Genomic DNA, 14,394 nt, shown 5'->3' with positions numbered 1-14,394 from the left:
GTCAGCTTTTCGTAAGCCGGATCCGATCTAGTCATCTGCGCTTGCTGGACAGGGGCGCAGGGAAATCGCTTCGCCCGAAACCACGCCCAATTCGTGGCAGGCCAGCGCGCTGTCACAGATCCGCCAGCCGCCGCCCGTCGCGCCGCTGGCGGCCAACAGCAGTTCGCGCTGCGGCGCAAGATCGGGCGTCCAGACCCACCAGCCATCGCGCAGCACGGCGTCCGGACCAGGTTCCATGCCGGCACCAGACCCTTTTATCGCGGCACCTGTCAGAGACAGCTGCTCTGCCTCGACCCGCCAGAATTCGCGCCAGACCACATGCTCGATCGAATGTGTCCATTCCAAGGTGAAGTCCGGCGCGCTCAGGGTCAGGGCCATGGCCCCTGCCAGAAGGCAAGTGCTCATGCGCGACGCGTCCGCAGCCACCAGAGCCCGACGAACAGCGCCGTGAACGCCAGGCCGATCTCGTCCGTCAGCGGCAGTGCTGCGATCAGCGTGAATGCGGCGACCGCTGCCAGCACCCGATGCCAGATTGGCAGTCTTTGCCCCAGCCATCCGATCACGGCGATGCCCCACAAGCCAATGGCGATCACGCATTTCGCCACGATATATGCGACGGCGGCGGGATATCCGATAGCCTGCGCCAGCGGGCCGCCATCCTGCAGCATCAGGGCGGGCGTATAGACCGCCATATATGGGATCACGAAACCGGCGGCGGCCACCTTCAGTGCCTCGAAGCTGATTTTCAGCCCGTTCTCTTTCGCGATCGGCGCGGCGGCAAAACAGGCCAGCGCAACGGGCGGGGTCAGGTCGGCCAGGATCCCGAAATAGAACACGAACATGTGGCTGACGATCAGCGGCACACCCAGTTCCAGCAGGGCAGGCGCCGCGATGGTCGAGGTGATGATATAGTTGGGGATCGTCGGGATCCCCATACCCAGAACGATACAGGTGATCATCGTCAGGATCAGTGACAGGATCAGGCTGTTCTGGCCAACTGACACGATATACAGGCCAAAGGTGTTCGCGGCCCCGGTCAGCGTCATGGTGCCGATGATGACGCCGACAAGCGCACAGGCGACGCCGACGGGCAGGGCGGTCTTGGCCCCTTCGGCCAGGCTTTCGATGACCTGCCAGATCGTCTTTCGCCCGCCCGCATGGATCATGTTCCAGACCAGCAGCGCGGCGATCCCGCCCCACAGCGCGGCATTGCCAAAGCGCAGGAAACTGGCTGCCACAAGCCCCAGTCCGATCCAGAAGATCGCCTTCAGCACCGTTCCCGGCAGTCCCAGCGCGGCCGAGGCGCCAAGGATCAGCATGATGGTCAGTCCAAGGCCAACGGTGCCCGCAAACAGCGGCGTGTAGCCCGAAAACAGCAGATAGACCAGCACTGCCAAAGGAAGGATCAGATACCAGCGTTCGCGCAGCGCCTTGCGCGCCGATGGAAGGTCCTCTTTGGACATGCCGCGCAGATCGCGACGGCCCGCCTCGAGATGGACCATCCAGAAGGCGCTGGCGAAATAGAGGATCGCGGGAATGATCGCGGCACGGACGACCTCGACATAGGCGACGCCAAGCGTCTCGGCCATGATGAATGCGACCGCGCCCATCACGGGCGGCATGATCTGGCCACCCATCGACGATGTGGCCTCGACCCCGCCAGCGAATGCGGATCGATAGCCGAAACTTTTCATCAGCGGGATCGTGAATTGTCCGGTGGTCACCACATTGGCCACGCCCGAACCCGAGATCGTGCCCATCATGCCCGAACTGACGACGCTGACCTTGGCCGCGCCGCCCATGCGGTGCCCGACCATGCCCAGACTGACATCGGTGAACAGACGGATCATGCCGGCCTTTTCAAGAAACGATCCGAACAGGATGAACAGGAAGATGTAAGTCGCGCTGACATACAGCGGCGTGCCATAGATGCCCTCGGTCCCGAAGGACATCTGTTCGACCACCTGGGCGAAATCATACCCGCGCGTCACCAGCGGTCCGGGGAAATACTGCCCGAACAGGGCATAGACCAGAAACAGCCCCGCAACGATCGGCAGCGCCGGCCCCATCACGACATAGGCCGCCCCGAATGTGGTGATCAGCGCCAGCACGCCGACCACGACATCCCACTGGTTCAACATCCCGGAACGCATCATCAAGGGAACATATTCGACCCACTGATATCCCGCGACCACGACGCCAAGCCCCGCCAGCGCCCAGGACAACAGCTTGCCCATCCGACCGGGCCCACGCAGCGCCGCCAGCAGCGGAAAGCAAAGCAGCATCAGAAAGCCCAGATGCAGGGCCCGCTGGATCTGGCTGCTGAGGGTCACCAGATGGGCGGCGATAGCGATCTGGTACAGCGAGAATGCCACGGCAACCCAGAACAGGGCACGGCCTTCCCGTCCTTCGGGAAAGCTTTCGGCCAAAGGATCATGGATCGCCAGATCGGCATCGCCGACGGGGGCAGGGTGTCGCAGGTCGGTCATGATGTCATCCGATGTGGTCCAGGCGGGCCGGGATGCGTGATCCCGGCCCCCGACATTGGCGGCAGATGCGCCAGATCATTCGGCGCTGACACCGACCTCGTCGTAATAGCGCTTGGCACCGGGATGGACCGGCACCGGCATTCCGGTCAGCGCATTCTGGACATCGATGCTGGCAGTGGCGGCATGCGCGGCCTTCAACTCGTCCAGGTTTTCATACATCAGCTTGGTCATCTGATAGGCCGTGTCATCGCTGACCTCGGTCGAACTGACCAGGAAATTGATCACGGCGACGGTCGGGACATCCTCGGTCTGGCCGTCATAGGTGTTCGCGGGGATGGTTTCGGCGACATAGGGCGCCCCCAGAGTCGAGGCGATGTCCGCCGGGACCGAGACGACGGTGATCGGGATCGACGTGGACAGATCCTTCAACGAGGCGACGCCAAGACCCGCCGATTGCAACGTCGCATCAAGCTGACGGTTCTTCATCAGTTCGACGGATTCCGCAAACGGCAGATATTCGACCTTGCCCAGATCGTCATAGGCCATGCCAGCCGCCTGCAGGATCGCGCGTGCGTTCAATTCGGTCCCCGACTTGGGCGCCCCCACGGACAGGGCCTTGCCACGCAGATCGTCCAGCGTCTTGATGCCGGATTCCTCGCTGGCGACGATCTGGATGAAATTGGGATACATTGCTGAAATTCCGCGCAAGTTCTCCAACGGTTGCGGGAAACCGGCCTCGGGGTTGCCTTCCGCCGCGAACTTGACCGAATCGCCAAGCGCGATCCCGATCTCGCCCTTGCCCTGCTGCAACAGGTTCAGGTTTTCGACGCTGGCCTTGGTTGACTGGACCTGAACCTTCGCATCGGGGATCCCGTCCGTGTAGATCTTGGACAGTGCGCCACCCACCGGATAATAGACGCCCGAGGTTCCGCCGGTCAGAATATTGATGAATTGCTGTGCCCCTGCCGCGAACGGCACGGCGCCAAGCGACACCACGGCGGCGGCGGCCGCCAACTTGCTGCGAAGCGTCATTTTTTCCTCCCTGATTGCTTATGAGGCAGCAGGTTAGGAGGCTTTCCGACACAGGTCAAAGCAGAAAGCGCCGGCTTCGCGGGTTACCCTGCGGGCAATGCAAACGGCCGGGCAGGGTGCCCGGCCGCGCGTTGCGTCAGGTTGTCAAAGCCCCAGAAAATCAGGCGTTGGCTTCGCGGATCTTCTCGGCTGCCGCCTTGTCATAGGCGACCTTCTTCTGATCGAACAGCTGGTCCAGCTCTCCGGACAAGGTCATTTCGGTGATGATGTCGCAACCTCCGACGAATTCACCGGCGATATACAGTTGCGGGATTGTCGGCCAGTCGGAGTAATCCTTGATACCCTGCCGGATTTCCTCGTCAGACAGCACGTTCACGTCGCGGTAATCTACGCCCATATAGTTCAGAACGCCGGCGACGCGGCTGGAAAACCCGCATTGCGGCATTTCCTTCGTGCCCTTCATGAACAGCACGACATCTGCGGCATCCACCATATCCTGGATCCGGGTCTTCACATCGCTCATCTGGTCGGTCCTTTCGGTCGGAAACCCGCCCACGGGCGGGTCGATGTCATCTTGTTGCAGGTCGGGCGTCCGATCAGTCAGGCGCCTTGGTCGTCAGGGCCAGGGCGTGAAGTTCGCCTGCCGAGCCATCCATCTTGCCTTGCAAGGCGGCATAGACGGCCCGCTGCTGCTGCACCCGGTTCTTGCCGCGAAAACTTTCGTCGATGACCTCGGCCGCGTAGTGGTTCCCATCGCCGGCCAGATCGGTGATCGTGATCGCGGCGTCGGGGAACGCCCGACGGATCAGCATTTCAATGTCATGAGCTTCCATCGCCATGGCATAGTCCTTCCTGGTTCCTCGCCAGATGTAGGGGATGCAGGAAAGCGCCGCAAGGTCGCGGAAGAATGGCCGCCGCAAGGATGCGCAGTCGCAGCGGCCCGAAACCTGCCTATTCCGCGGTCGCGGCGCCGACCGTGCCACCGACGACGGCGCCAGCAGGGCCCCCGACTACGGCGCCACCCAAGCCGCCAGTCGCGGCGCGTTCGGTGGCATTGTTTCCACAGGCAGCAATCACAAACAGCATGCCGCCAACAAGCATCGAGGTCAGAGTACGCATGAGACGTTCCTTTTTTGTCGATCTTGATGAAAGATCTCTTGGAAGATGACGCCTGAAGCGGCCTGAGGGTTCCGAGCGTGGATGAGCGGGCCTGCGTGGCGGACAGGTGTTGACGAGGAGAAGTATGGGATCGACGCGACAAAACTGACCGAGAGAAGCAAAGGATTGAGGTCATCTTAAATCTGGATAATCAGTATTATGGAACATTAATGCGATATGCCAGCATTACATCCTTATGTTAGCATGTGTTCTACTGGAGGACTCCGATGAAAAACCTGACCCGCCGCCATCTTCTTCACTGTGCTGCCGCACTCGGATTTGTTGGTTCCCGTGCCTGGGCAATCACCGAGGCGGAGTTCGATGGCTTCTCGACCCAAACGCTTTCGGACGGCAAACTCGTATTGCCCATGGATTTCCTGATCCCAGAGAGCGTCAGTCGCGACCAGGTCGACGACATCCTGACAAACGCCGGGCTTGACGGCGACAGCTACGATTCCCCGCTGAACCTGACGCTGATGCGGCGCGCCGAAGATCTGATCTTGTTCGATGCAGGTTCGGGGCCTGATTTCATGCCAAGCGCAGGCAAGCTTCCCGAAGCGCTGGATGCTGTCGGAATCTCAGCCGATCAGATCACGCATGTTGTCTTCACCCACGCGCATCCCGACCATATCTGGGGCGTTCTGGATGATTTCGATGAGCCGCTGTTTAGCAACGCGCGCCACCTGATAAATCGTGTCGAACGTGACTACTGGATGGATCCCGCGACAATGGAAAATATCGATCCGTCCCGGCAAAGCTTCGTTGCGGGTGCGCGGCGGCGGATCGAGACACTTGGTGACCGGCTTGAAACATTCGAGGACGGTGACGAGGTCGCAAGCGGTATCAAGGCCATCCTGACCCCGGGACATACGCCGGGCCATACAAGTTTCGACCTTGCCGGCAAAGCATTCGTCGCTGGTGATGTGGTCACGACGCCGCATCTGGCCTTTCAGCGTCCGGGCCTGCCGTCTGGCAGCGATCAGAACCCTGAAAAAGGTGCGGAAACCCGTCAGAAAGTCTTGAATCAGCTTGCAGAATCAGGATCAATGATCATCGGGTATCACCTTCCCGACGGTGGAATCGGCAAGGTAGTCCGCGATGGAGATGCCTTCGTGTTCCGGGCCGACCAAGATTAACCCTGCGACCATTTACAGACTTGTCCCGGCTTCCACGCTTCCCCAAGATCGCCCCGAACAGCATGAAGGAGGATCACATGGCAGTTTCACCACCCGTGTGCGATTTCGGCGCGCCTTGGCATGATTTCACCCTGCCCGGCACGGATGGACGCAGCTACAGCCTGGACGATGTAACCGGTCCGAACGGCACCTTGATCATGTTCATCTGCAACCATTGCCCCTATGTCCAGTCGATCATTGACCGGATCGTTCGCGACGCGAAAGAAATGCAGGCCGCCGGCATCGGCGTCGTCGCCATCTCGGCGAACGATGTCGCGGATTACCCTCAGGACGGACCCGAGCACATGAAGACCGAAGCCGATCGTCACGGCTTTACCTTCCCGTATCTCTATGACGAAACGCAGGCTGTTGCACAGGCCTATCGTGCGGAATGCACCCCGGATTTCTTTGGCTACAACGCCGCCGGTCAGCTGCAGTATCGCGGCCGGTTCGATTCGTCAGCCAGAACTGCCGGCCCTCAGGATGCGCGCCGCGAGCTGCTGGAGGCAATGCTTGAAATCTCCGAGACCGGAAAAGGTCCGAAAAATCAGATGCCTTCGATGGGTTGTTCAATCAAGTGGAAAGCTGCATGAATGTCTGCATGGCGCCCTGCCCGGTCGTTTTCGATCTTGACGGCACGCTGATCGACAGCGCGCCCGATATCCATGCCTGCGTGAACGCGGTGCTGCGTGAGAACCAGATTGCCCCTCTCAGCCTCGACCGTGTGCGCAGCTTCATCGGCGGCGGTGTGGACGTGCTGTGGACCAAGGTCGTCGCGGCGACCGGGGTCGATCCGTCGCACCAGCGCGATCTGATCGCGTCGTTCATGACCCGATATCACACGGCGACTTCGCTGACGCGAATGTTTCCCGGGGTGCCAGAGGCGTTGGGGCAACTGGCGGATCGCGGGCATTCGCTGGGGATCTGCACGAACAAGCCGCTTGGACCGACACGGGCGATACTGGAGCATTTCGGCATCGACCGAATGTTCGCAGCCATCATCGGCGGCGATTCCATGCCCGAGAAAAAGCCCGATCCCGCGCCGTTGCGTGCCGCCCTTGCGGCGCTTGGCGCCGACCCGGAAAACCCGAAGGCGATCTATGTGGGTGACAGCGAATTCGATGCGGCTTGTGCTGCCGCGGTGCCGGTCCCGTTCCTGATCTATGATCGAGGTTACCGGCAAACTCCGTTGGAAAAGCTGATATTTCGCGAATCTTTCGGTGATTTCGAAAGACTTCCCGGCCTGATCGAAACCGAAGCGTTGCGATAAAACCCCAGTGTCGTGATCGGTGCGTGGCTGACTGAAGCCTGGGCAATCTTGCGGCTTTTTTCGCGGCACGCTGGTCGCAAACTTGACATCACGGTCGCAATGACGGCACTGCGGCAGTCGCATTCGACAATGAAAGGGTCGTCATGGATCTGCGTCAGCTCAGCCCCAATCTTGCCGTATCCGCGCAGATCAGGCCCGAGGATGTGGCCGATCTGGCCGCGGCAGGCTTCAAGGTTCTGATCAACAACCGCCCCGATCAAGAAGTCGGTGCCGATAGCGATCACGAGGTGATGGCGAAGGCGGCAGAGGCGGCCGGGATGCAGTATCACTATCTGCCGTTCCATCCCGGTCAGATCACGCCTGAACTGATTACCGATTTCAGCGCCGCGTCCGCCGGACATGCGCCGGTCATTGCCTATTGCCGTTCTGGACACCGCTGCACGGTTCTTTGGGCACTCAGCCAGGCCGGCCGGCGGCCCGAAGCGGAAATCCTGGAGACCGCCACGGACGCAGGCTACGATCTGTCTCCGGTCCGGCCCCTGTTGGCGTCGCTGGCCAATCGAAAGCTGTGATCGGCGCGTCGGGCGTCAGGCCGGCACGTCCAGCGCACGTTTGACATTCGCGGTCCAGCCAAGCAGCCGCAGGTCGTCGGCCATGATCGCCGGCCGCTTCATGACACTGGGCTTCTCGCCCATCATGGCGACCGGTTCGGCCAGACGTTCCTGTTCGGACATGCCGCGCCAAGTCAGGCTGGCCCGGTTGATGATCTTGTCGCCGAACTCGGCCACCAGCCTTGTCCGTTCGTTCTGGGACAATGGCTCTTTCTGGACATCGCGAAATTCGACCGACCAGCCGTGGTCCTGCAAGGCGGCCTGGGCCTTCTGGCAGGTCGAACAATGGGCCAGCCCGTACATCGTCAGTTTCCTGGACAAATCCGCATCTCCATATGGTTCAGATGAACGGCACGAAGGGCACGCCGCATGCCGACAGGGTCAGCACAGCCAGAAGCCCGAGATATCGTCGCATCGCCGCTTTCCCTTGCAAGTCCCCTGCCCGCGTTATCGCGTTCGCAAACGCGACCCGCAAGTCACAAATGCCCGCGTTCGCCGGGCTGCTGAAGGCGCCGTCGCACCTGCCGCATGGCCCACCAGACCAGCAGCACCGCAACGGGCGTGATCCCGGCGATCAGGTAGGACTTGTCCAGACCGACGGCATGGGCCAGCGGCGACAAGGCATAGGACAGCAGCCCGACCGCGTAATAGCTGATCGCGACGACCGACAAACCTTCGACGGTATGCTGCAGTCGCAGTTGCAGATCGGCCCTGCGGTCCATTCGTTCCAGCAGATCCTGGTTCTGCGCGGATCGTTCGACATCGACCCTGGTGCGCAGCAACTCGCCCGCGCGGGCGGCGCGTTCGACCATTGTCTTCAGGCGCGTCTCGTTCGATTTGACCGTCCGCATCGCAGGTTGATACCGGCGGCGCATGAATTCGGTCAGCATCTGCCGCCCCATGAAGCGCGTCTCGCGCAGCGCACTGATCCGATCCATCACGATGGCTTCATAGGCCGCGGTGGCCCCGAACCTGAACGAATGCTGGACCGCCTGCGCCTCCAACTCGGCCGAGACCGACAACAGTTCCTGCAGCAGCGCATCTGCGGGCCTGTCCTCGGTCATGCCATCGACGATCGCGGACAGGCGCGGCTCCAACTCGTTCAGGCGGCGCGACAGGCTGCGCGCGCGCCCAAGCCCCAGCATCGACATGGCGCGATAGGTTTCCAGTTCGACGACCCGATGGACAATCCGCCCGATCCTGCCGGAACCGGTGTCCGGCCTGACGAACAGCGCAAAGCGCATCCAGCCATCCGCATCGATGCGGAAATCGCCGGCGATCATCGCCGTCTCTTCCAGCACCCAGACGGCGGTCAGGCTGTCGCGTGCGAACCAGTCACCAATCCTGTCCAGCGCTTCTTGCGGATCCTCGGGCAGCAGGTCGATCTGGACCAGCACCGCCGCCACCCGCTTGCCCGGTGCCGCCTGTTGCCATTCCTCGGGAAAAATCGCGGCCGCCGAAGGATCGAAGGCGCGCCCGGGAAGCCCAGGGGTGGTGGCCATGTAGGTCACGAACTCGGTATGGCTTTCCCATTTCAGTTCGTGCCGTCCCAACTGGCCCTGATAGTGGCTTTCGTCGGGGTCGGGCCGCGGCGCGCCGTGACGGCCGGTCAGTTGTTCCAGATGGGCCACATCGCGGCCGCGATCACGGTTGACGGCGTCGCGGGGTTCCTTGAAGGCGACGAAGGCGCAGGTTGACGGCGCCCCCAGACGGGGCGAGGGCCGGGCATGAAGTTCATTCACCAGCGCATAGCGCAAGGGATGTTCGGTTGCCGGGCCCACGCCTGTCTCCTTTATCTTCTGCCGCACAGCACGATGTACAGCACCCCGCCCAGAACCGCGCCGATCAGCCAGCCAAAGCCCGACAGGGCCTGCAGTGCCGGAAGCCAGACAGTCCCGATCGAGAACAGGGCCGCAAGCCCGACCGCTGCGATCGCGCGCATGTTCCAGCCGCCATCATAGTAATACCGGCCCGCCGGGTCTTCGGTGAAAAGCTGATCTATGACCAAGTGTCGCTTCTGAACCACATAGTAGTCCGCGATCAGGATCCCGTAGAGCGGCGCCAGGATTGCCCCCAGCGTGTCCACGAACCCCGCGATCCCGATGGTCGAGATCAGAGACACCCACAATGCGCCGATCACGAAGGCGATGGCAGCCGTGATGATGCCGCCGGTCCGGGCGCTGATGGTCGAGGGCGACATGTTCGCGATGTCATAGGCCGCCGGGATGAAGTTGGCGACCAGGTTGATCCCGACGGTCGCGGCGAAGAATGTCACCGCCGCAATCAGCGTCAGCGCAAGGCTGTCCACCCGTTCGACGATCGCTGTGGGATCGGTCAGCCGCTCACCGAACAGCACGACCGCGCCTGCGGTGATGAACAGCGCGATGAAGCTGAAGAACGCCATCGACACCGGCAGTCCCCAGAAGTTGCCGGCCCGCATCTGCCCTTCGGTCTTCACGAAGCGCGAGAAATCGCCGAAGTTGATGACCACTGCGGCGAAATAGGCGACCATCGTGCCGACAACCGCGACAAATCCCGAAATGACCTGACCTTCGGTGTCGTCGCCCTGGAAGATCACCCCGATCTCAGAGAAGATACCGTTGCCGGCCTTCCACCAGATCATCAGCGCCAGCGAGATCATCACCACATAAACGAAGGGACCGGCCCAGTTCAGGAACTTGCCGACCCATTCGATGCCCATCAGGAACAGCCCGATCTGGAAGCCCGCGACGATGACATAGGCGATCCAGTCGATACCGGTCAGGCCCAGAAAGCCCCCTGCCCCATGTTCGATCCCGAACAGCGCATGGATTGCCAGCGCAACGGCGGTCGAGGCGAAATAGGTCTGCACACCATACCAGAAGATCGCGACGATCCCGCGCACAAGTGCGGGAAACCGCGCGCCCTTCACCCCCATCGCCGAACGCGCCATGACCGCATATGGAATGCCGTAACGGACAGACGGGCGCCCCGACAGGTTCACCAGCCACATCACCAGAAGCCCGGCCACCACGATTGCGGCGAAGGTCAGCCAGCCATTCAGCCCGTATGACAGGAACAGCGACGCCGCCAGCGTATAGCCGAACAGGCTTTGAATATCGTTGTTCCAGACATTGAAGATCTCGAAACTGCCCCAGTTTCGCCGCTCGTGCGGGACTGGCGCAAGATCCTCGTTATACAGCGACGGATCGCCGCCGCTGATATGAACATAATCCGCGTGATTCATTTTTCCGCCCCTGCTGAATTGTTAACAATTTCATCTCAGCGCGGGGAAAGGCAGCGACGCAAGCCTGTTGGCAAAGTGAAGGCTGCGGAATTCGTTGATACAGTATTTACGATTTCTTGCTAGTCGCATTGCCCGGATGGCGGGCAAGCCATGCACGAATCGATCTGGAACAGGAAAGGGGCACCCGCAGGCGCCCCTTTCTTTGCTCAATCCAGCAGCGGCAGCAGCTTGTTCACGCTGTCCTTGGCATCGCCGTAGAACATCCGGGTGTTCTCCTTGAAGAACAGCGGGTTCTCGATGCCCGAATAGCCGGTGCCCTGCCCGCGCTTGCTGACAAAGACCTGCTTGGCCTTCCAGACTTCCAGAACCGGCATGCCGGCGATCGGGCTGTTGGGGTCGTCTTGCGCGGCCGGGTTCACGATGTCGTTCGATCCGATGATGATGACCACATCGGTATTCGGGAAGTCATCGTTGATCTCGTCCATTTCCAGAACGATGTCATACGGCACCTTCGCCTCGGCCAGCAGCACGTTCATGTGGCCCGGCAGACGGCCTGCCACCGGATGAATGGCGAAGCGCACCTCCTTGCCGGCAGCACGCAGCTTGCGGGTCAGTTCGCTGACTGCCGACTGCGCCTGCGCCACGGCCATGCCATAGCCCGGAACGATCACGACGCTGTCGGCATCGTTCAGCGCCGACGCCACGCCGTCCGCGTCGATGGCGATCTGTTCGCCCTCGATCTCGGCTGCGGGTCCGGTATCGCCCCCGAAACCGCCAAGGATGACGCTGACAAAATGCCGGTTCATCGCCTTGCACATGATGTAGGACAGGATCGCACCCGACGAACCGACCAGCGCCCCGGTGACGATCAGCAGATCGTTGCCAAGGGTAAAGCCGATGGCGGCGGCGGCCCAGCCAGAATAGCTGTTCAGCATCGATACGACCACGGGCATGTCGGCGCCGCCGATCCCCATGATCAGGTGATAGCCGACGAAGAACGCCAGCAGCGCAATCAGCATCAGCCAGAACACGCCCGGCCCGACGCCGGTGCAATACAGAATGCCAAGCAGCAGCGACAGACCGACCGCGCCGGCATTCAGCATGTGTCCGCCGGGCAGTTTCTTCGGCTTGCCGTCGACCTTGCCGGCCAGCTTGCCGAACGCCACCACCGATCCGGTGAAGGTCACGGCACCGATGAAGATGCCCAGGAACACCTCGATCTTCAGCATGCCGATCTCAGCCGGGGTCTTGTGCGCCAGGACCGCCGCGAAACCCTGAAATTCATGCGCCGCGTTCTCGGCCTTCAGGCGCAGGACGCGGGCCAGTTCGATCTGTGCGTTGAAGCCCACGAAGACAGCGGCCAAACCGACCAGGCTGTGCATTGCGGCGACCAGCTGCGGCATCTCGGTCATCTGGACGCGTTTTGCCACGACCCAGCCGACGCCGCCGCCGATGGCGATCATGATGACCGACAGCAGCCAGTTGCCCGCACCCGGTCCGAACAGCGTCGCCAGAACGGCCAGCCCCATGCCGACAATGCCATACCAGATCGCCCGTTTCGCGCTTTCCTGACCCGACAGCCCCCCAAGCGAGAGGATGAACAGGATCGCTGCGACCACATAGGCGGCAGTGGTAAATCCGTATTCCATATGCCCTCTCCCTTACGACTTCTGGAACATGGCCAGCATCCGGCGCGTCACCAGGAAGCCGCCGAAAATGTTGACGCCCGCCATCAGCACCGCCAGTGCCGCAAGGATCAGAACCCAGGCCGAGCCCGAGCCGATCTGCATCAGCGCGCCAAGAATGATGATCGAACTGATCGCGTTGGTAATCGCCATCAGCGGCGTGTGCAGCGAATGGGCGACGTTCCAGATCACACGGAAGCCCACGAAACAGGCCAGCACGAAGACGATGAAGTGCGACATGAAGCTGGCAGGTGCGACAAGCCCGACCAGCAGCACCAGGATCGCCCCTGCCGCAAGCAGGGTAACCTGTGACTTGGTTTCAGCCTTGAAGGCTGCGATTTCCTGCGCCCGGCGTTCTTCGGGCGTCAGTTCCTTCTTCTTTTCCTTCGGCTTCTGTGCCGCGATCGCCGCGACCTTGGGCTTTGGCGGCGGAAAGGTGATGTCGTGATCATGCGCCACGGTGGCGCCGCGGATCACATCGTCATCCATGTTGTGGTCGATCACGCCGTCTTTCTTCGGCGTCAGGTCCGCCATGAAGTGACGGACATTGTTGCCATACAGCTCGGAGGACTGGGCGCCCATGCGGCTGGCGAAATCCGTATAGCCGATGACGACCACGCCATTGTCGGTCACGACGCGTTGGTCGGCGACGGTCAGTTCGCAGTTGCCGCCCTTTTCGGCGGCCAGATCGACGATGACGCTGCCCTTCTTCATCGCCTCGACCATGTCCTTGGTCCACAGCACCGGCGCGTCGCGGCCGGGGATCAGGGCGGTGGTGATGACCACGTCCATGTCCGGGGCCAGCTCGCGGAACTTCTTCAGCTGTGCTTCGCGGAATTCGGGGCTGGATGGCGCGGCATAACCGCCCGTCTCGGCACCGTCCTTGGTCTGTTCCTCGAAATCGAGATAGACGAACTCGGCACCCATGGACTCGATCTGTTCGGCCACTTCTGGGCGGACGTCGAAGGCGTAGACTTGCGCGCCAAGGCTGGTCGCGGTGCCGATGGCGGCCAGACCCGCCACACCCGCGCCGACCACCAGGATCTTGGCCGGCGGAACCTTGCCCGCCGCCGTCACCTGACCGGTAAAGAATCGACCGAAATTGTTCGCGGCCTCGATCACCGAACGATAGCCCGCGATATTGGCCATCGAGGACAGGGCGTCCATCTTCTGCGCGCGGCTGATCCGCGGCACCATGTCCATCGCGATCGCCGTGATGCCCTGCTGCTTGGCCTTTTCCAGCAGTTCGGCGTTCTGAGCAGGATAGAAGAACGAGATCAGTGTCTGACCTTCGCGCATCTCACCTATCTCGGACTCGGATGGCTGGCGCACCTTGGCCACGACATCCACCGCCTCGATCAGCGCGCCCGCCGTTTCGGCAACCGTTGCACCGGCCTTGCGATAATCGTCATCCGAAAATCCGGCCGCTTCGCCTGCGCCGCTTTCGACGAAGACCTCGTGCCCCAGTTTCTGAAGATGCGCGGTAGATGCCGGCGTGATCGCCACCCGTGCCTCGCCTTCGAAACTCTCCTTCAAAGCGCCAATCTTCATGGCGTTCAAGCCCCCCGATATCCCAGTTCGCAGTCGCGTCTGCATAGCATCGCGTCGCAAACAATCACAAGGCCGCGATTCGTCCGACCCACGGTCCCGACCGCAGATCGGCACGAGAAACGTGGTCCGATGTCGGCTGCCGTCGAATATTCATCCGTCAAGGTGTTGATAAAAAAGGCCGCGCGTTCGAAACGCGC

Annotated in this window: 15 protein-coding genes; 4 read left to right on the top strand and 11 right to left on the bottom strand. The window is 61.6% G+C overall.

The window, feature by feature from the left end; all coding sequences use genetic code 11:
* Positions 1 to 27 precede the first annotated feature (27 nt).
* From J7359_RS03755 to J7359_RS03730, 6 genes are all read right to left on the bottom strand, one after another.
* On the bottom strand, positions 28 to 405 hold the full coding sequence (locus tag J7359_RS03755; protein ID WP_209055195.1) for a DUF1850 domain-containing protein: 378 nt from the start codon (positions 403 to 405) through the stop codon (positions 28 to 30).
* Positions 402 to 2,489 carry a TRAP transporter permease gene (locus J7359_RS03750; protein ID WP_209055194.1) on the bottom strand — a complete coding sequence of 696 codons (2,088 nt, stop codon included), beginning with the start codon at positions 2,487 to 2,489 and terminating at the stop codon, positions 402 to 404. The genes J7359_RS03755 and J7359_RS03750 overlap by 4 nt, the downstream gene beginning before the upstream one ends.
* A gap of 75 nt (positions 2,490 to 2,564) precedes the next feature.
* Positions 2,565 to 3,521, bottom strand: coding sequence for a TAXI family TRAP transporter solute-binding subunit (locus J7359_RS03745; protein WP_209055193.1), 957 nt, complete (start codon positions 3,519 to 3,521; stop codon positions 2,565 to 2,567).
* A 160-nt stretch (positions 3,522 to 3,681) separates the two neighbouring features.
* Entirely contained in the window at positions 3,682 to 4,044 is a 363-nt protein-coding gene (grxD, locus tag J7359_RS03740) for a Grx4 family monothiol glutaredoxin (protein WP_209055192.1), read from the bottom strand.
* A 73-nt stretch (positions 4,045 to 4,117) separates the two neighbouring features.
* Complete coding sequence (locus tag J7359_RS03735; RefSeq protein WP_209055191.1) at positions 4,118 to 4,360, bottom strand: BolA/IbaG family iron-sulfur metabolism protein; 243 nt, start codon at positions 4,358 to 4,360, stop codon at positions 4,118 to 4,120.
* A 112-nt stretch (positions 4,361 to 4,472) separates the two neighbouring features.
* Positions 4,473 to 4,640: a hypothetical protein gene (locus J7359_RS03730; protein ID WP_209055190.1), complete on the bottom strand. Its 168-nt coding sequence runs from the start codon at positions 4,638 to 4,640 to the stop codon at positions 4,473 to 4,475.
* Between the two features lie 266 nt (positions 4,641 to 4,906).
* On the opposite strand from J7359_RS03730, the gene J7359_RS03725 reads away from it, so the two are divergent.
* The 4 genes from J7359_RS03725 (at position 4,907) to J7359_RS03710 (ending at position 7,696) form a co-directional block, all read left to right on the top strand.
* Positions 4,907 to 5,815: an MBL fold metallo-hydrolase gene (locus J7359_RS03725; RefSeq protein ID WP_209055189.1), complete on the top strand. Its 909-nt coding sequence runs from the start codon at positions 4,907 to 4,909 to the stop codon at positions 5,813 to 5,815.
* 77 nt (positions 5,816 to 5,892) lie between these two features.
* A complete protein-coding gene (locus J7359_RS03720) occupies positions 5,893 to 6,447 on the top strand; it encodes a thioredoxin family protein (protein WP_209055188.1) in 555 nt (184 codons plus the stop codon).
* Complete coding sequence (gene gph, locus J7359_RS03715; RefSeq protein WP_209055187.1) at positions 6,444 to 7,124, top strand: phosphoglycolate phosphatase; 681 nt, start codon at positions 6,444 to 6,446, stop codon at positions 7,122 to 7,124. Before J7359_RS03720 ends, gph begins: the two co-directional genes overlap by 4 nt.
* A gap of 143 nt (positions 7,125 to 7,267) precedes the next feature.
* Positions 7,268 to 7,696, top strand: a complete 429-nt coding sequence (locus J7359_RS03710) for a TIGR01244 family sulfur transferase (protein ID WP_209055186.1) — start codon at positions 7,268 to 7,270, stop codon at positions 7,694 to 7,696.
* 15 nt (positions 7,697 to 7,711) lie between these two features.
* Here J7359_RS03710 and J7359_RS03705 read toward each other — a convergent pair whose 3' ends face one another.
* From J7359_RS03705 to J7359_RS03685, 5 genes are all read right to left on the bottom strand, one after another.
* A complete protein-coding gene (locus tag J7359_RS03705) occupies positions 7,712 to 8,056 on the bottom strand; it encodes an ArsC/Spx/MgsR family protein (protein ID WP_247740161.1) in 345 nt (114 codons plus the stop codon).
* A 155-nt stretch (positions 8,057 to 8,211) separates the two neighbouring features.
* The gene (locus J7359_RS03700; RefSeq protein ID WP_209055185.1) at positions 8,212 to 9,516 is read right to left on the bottom strand and encodes a DUF3422 domain-containing protein; all 1,305 of its coding nucleotides are present in this window, start codon (positions 9,514 to 9,516) and stop codon (positions 8,212 to 8,214) included.
* Positions 9,517 to 9,527: 11 nt separating this feature from the next.
* Positions 9,528 to 10,961 carry an NCS1 family nucleobase:cation symporter-1 gene (locus J7359_RS03695; RefSeq protein ID WP_209055184.1) on the bottom strand — a complete coding sequence of 478 codons (1,434 nt, stop codon included), beginning with the start codon at positions 10,959 to 10,961 and terminating at the stop codon, positions 9,528 to 9,530.
* Positions 10,962 to 11,167: 206 nt separating this feature from the next.
* The gene (locus J7359_RS03690; protein WP_209055183.1) at positions 11,168 to 12,610 is read right to left on the bottom strand and encodes an NAD(P)(+) transhydrogenase (Re/Si-specific) subunit beta; all 1,443 of its coding nucleotides are present in this window, start codon (positions 12,608 to 12,610) and stop codon (positions 11,168 to 11,170) included.
* A gap of 12 nt (positions 12,611 to 12,622) precedes the next feature.
* A complete protein-coding gene (locus J7359_RS03685; protein ID WP_209055182.1) occupies positions 12,623 to 14,197 on the bottom strand; it encodes a Re/Si-specific NAD(P)(+) transhydrogenase subunit alpha in 1,575 nt (524 codons plus the stop codon).
* Positions 14,198 to 14,394 lie beyond the last annotated feature (197 nt).

Origin of the sequence: Paracoccus sp. R12_2 (assembly GCF_017744015.1) — a bacterium.
GTDB lineage: Bacteria > Pseudomonadota > Alphaproteobacteria > Rhodobacterales > Rhodobacteraceae > Paracoccus.
The sequence above is the reverse complement of the archived record's forward strand: the minus strand, read 5'-3'. Positions and strand labels throughout refer to the sequence as shown.

Coding starts and splice junctions, on each gene's coding strand:
- J7359_RS03695 (WP_209055184.1), bottom strand. CDS start 10,961: ATGAATCACGCGGATTATGTTCATATCAGCGGCGGCGATCCGTCGCTG.
- J7359_RS03710 (WP_209055186.1), top strand. CDS start 7,268: ATGGATCTGCGTCAGCTCAGCCCCAATCTTGCCGTATCCGCGCAGATC.
- J7359_RS03725 (WP_209055189.1), top strand. CDS start 4,907: ATGAAAAACCTGACCCGCCGCCATCTTCTTCACTGTGCTGCCGCACTC.
- J7359_RS03720 (WP_209055188.1), top strand. CDS start 5,893: ATGGCAGTTTCACCACCCGTGTGCGATTTCGGCGCGCCTTGGCATGAT.
- gph (WP_209055187.1), top strand. CDS start 6,444: ATGAATGTCTGCATGGCGCCCTGCCCGGTCGTTTTCGATCTTGACGGC.
- J7359_RS03730 (WP_209055190.1), bottom strand. CDS start 4,640: ATGCGTACTCTGACCTCGATGCTTGTTGGCGGCATGCTGTTTGTGATT.
- J7359_RS03755 (WP_209055195.1), bottom strand. CDS start 405: ATGAGCACTTGCCTTCTGGCAGGGGCCATGGCCCTGACCCTGAGCGCG.
- J7359_RS03735 (WP_209055191.1), bottom strand. CDS start 4,360: ATGGCGATGGAAGCTCATGACATTGAAATGCTGATCCGTCGGGCGTTC.
- J7359_RS03745 (WP_209055193.1), bottom strand. CDS start 3,521: ATGACGCTTCGCAGCAAGTTGGCGGCCGCCGCCGCCGTGGTGTCGCTT.
- J7359_RS03690 (WP_209055183.1), bottom strand. CDS start 12,610: ATGGAATACGGATTTACCACTGCCGCCTATGTGGTCGCAGCGATCCTG.
- J7359_RS03685 (WP_209055182.1), bottom strand. CDS start 14,197: ATGAAGATTGGCGCTTTGAAGGAGAGTTTCGAAGGCGAGGCACGGGTG.
- grxD (WP_209055192.1), bottom strand. CDS start 4,044: ATGAGCGATGTGAAGACCCGGATCCAGGATATGGTGGATGCCGCAGAT.
- J7359_RS03750 (WP_209055194.1), bottom strand. CDS start 2,489: ATGACCGACCTGCGACACCCTGCCCCCGTCGGCGATGCCGATCTGGCG.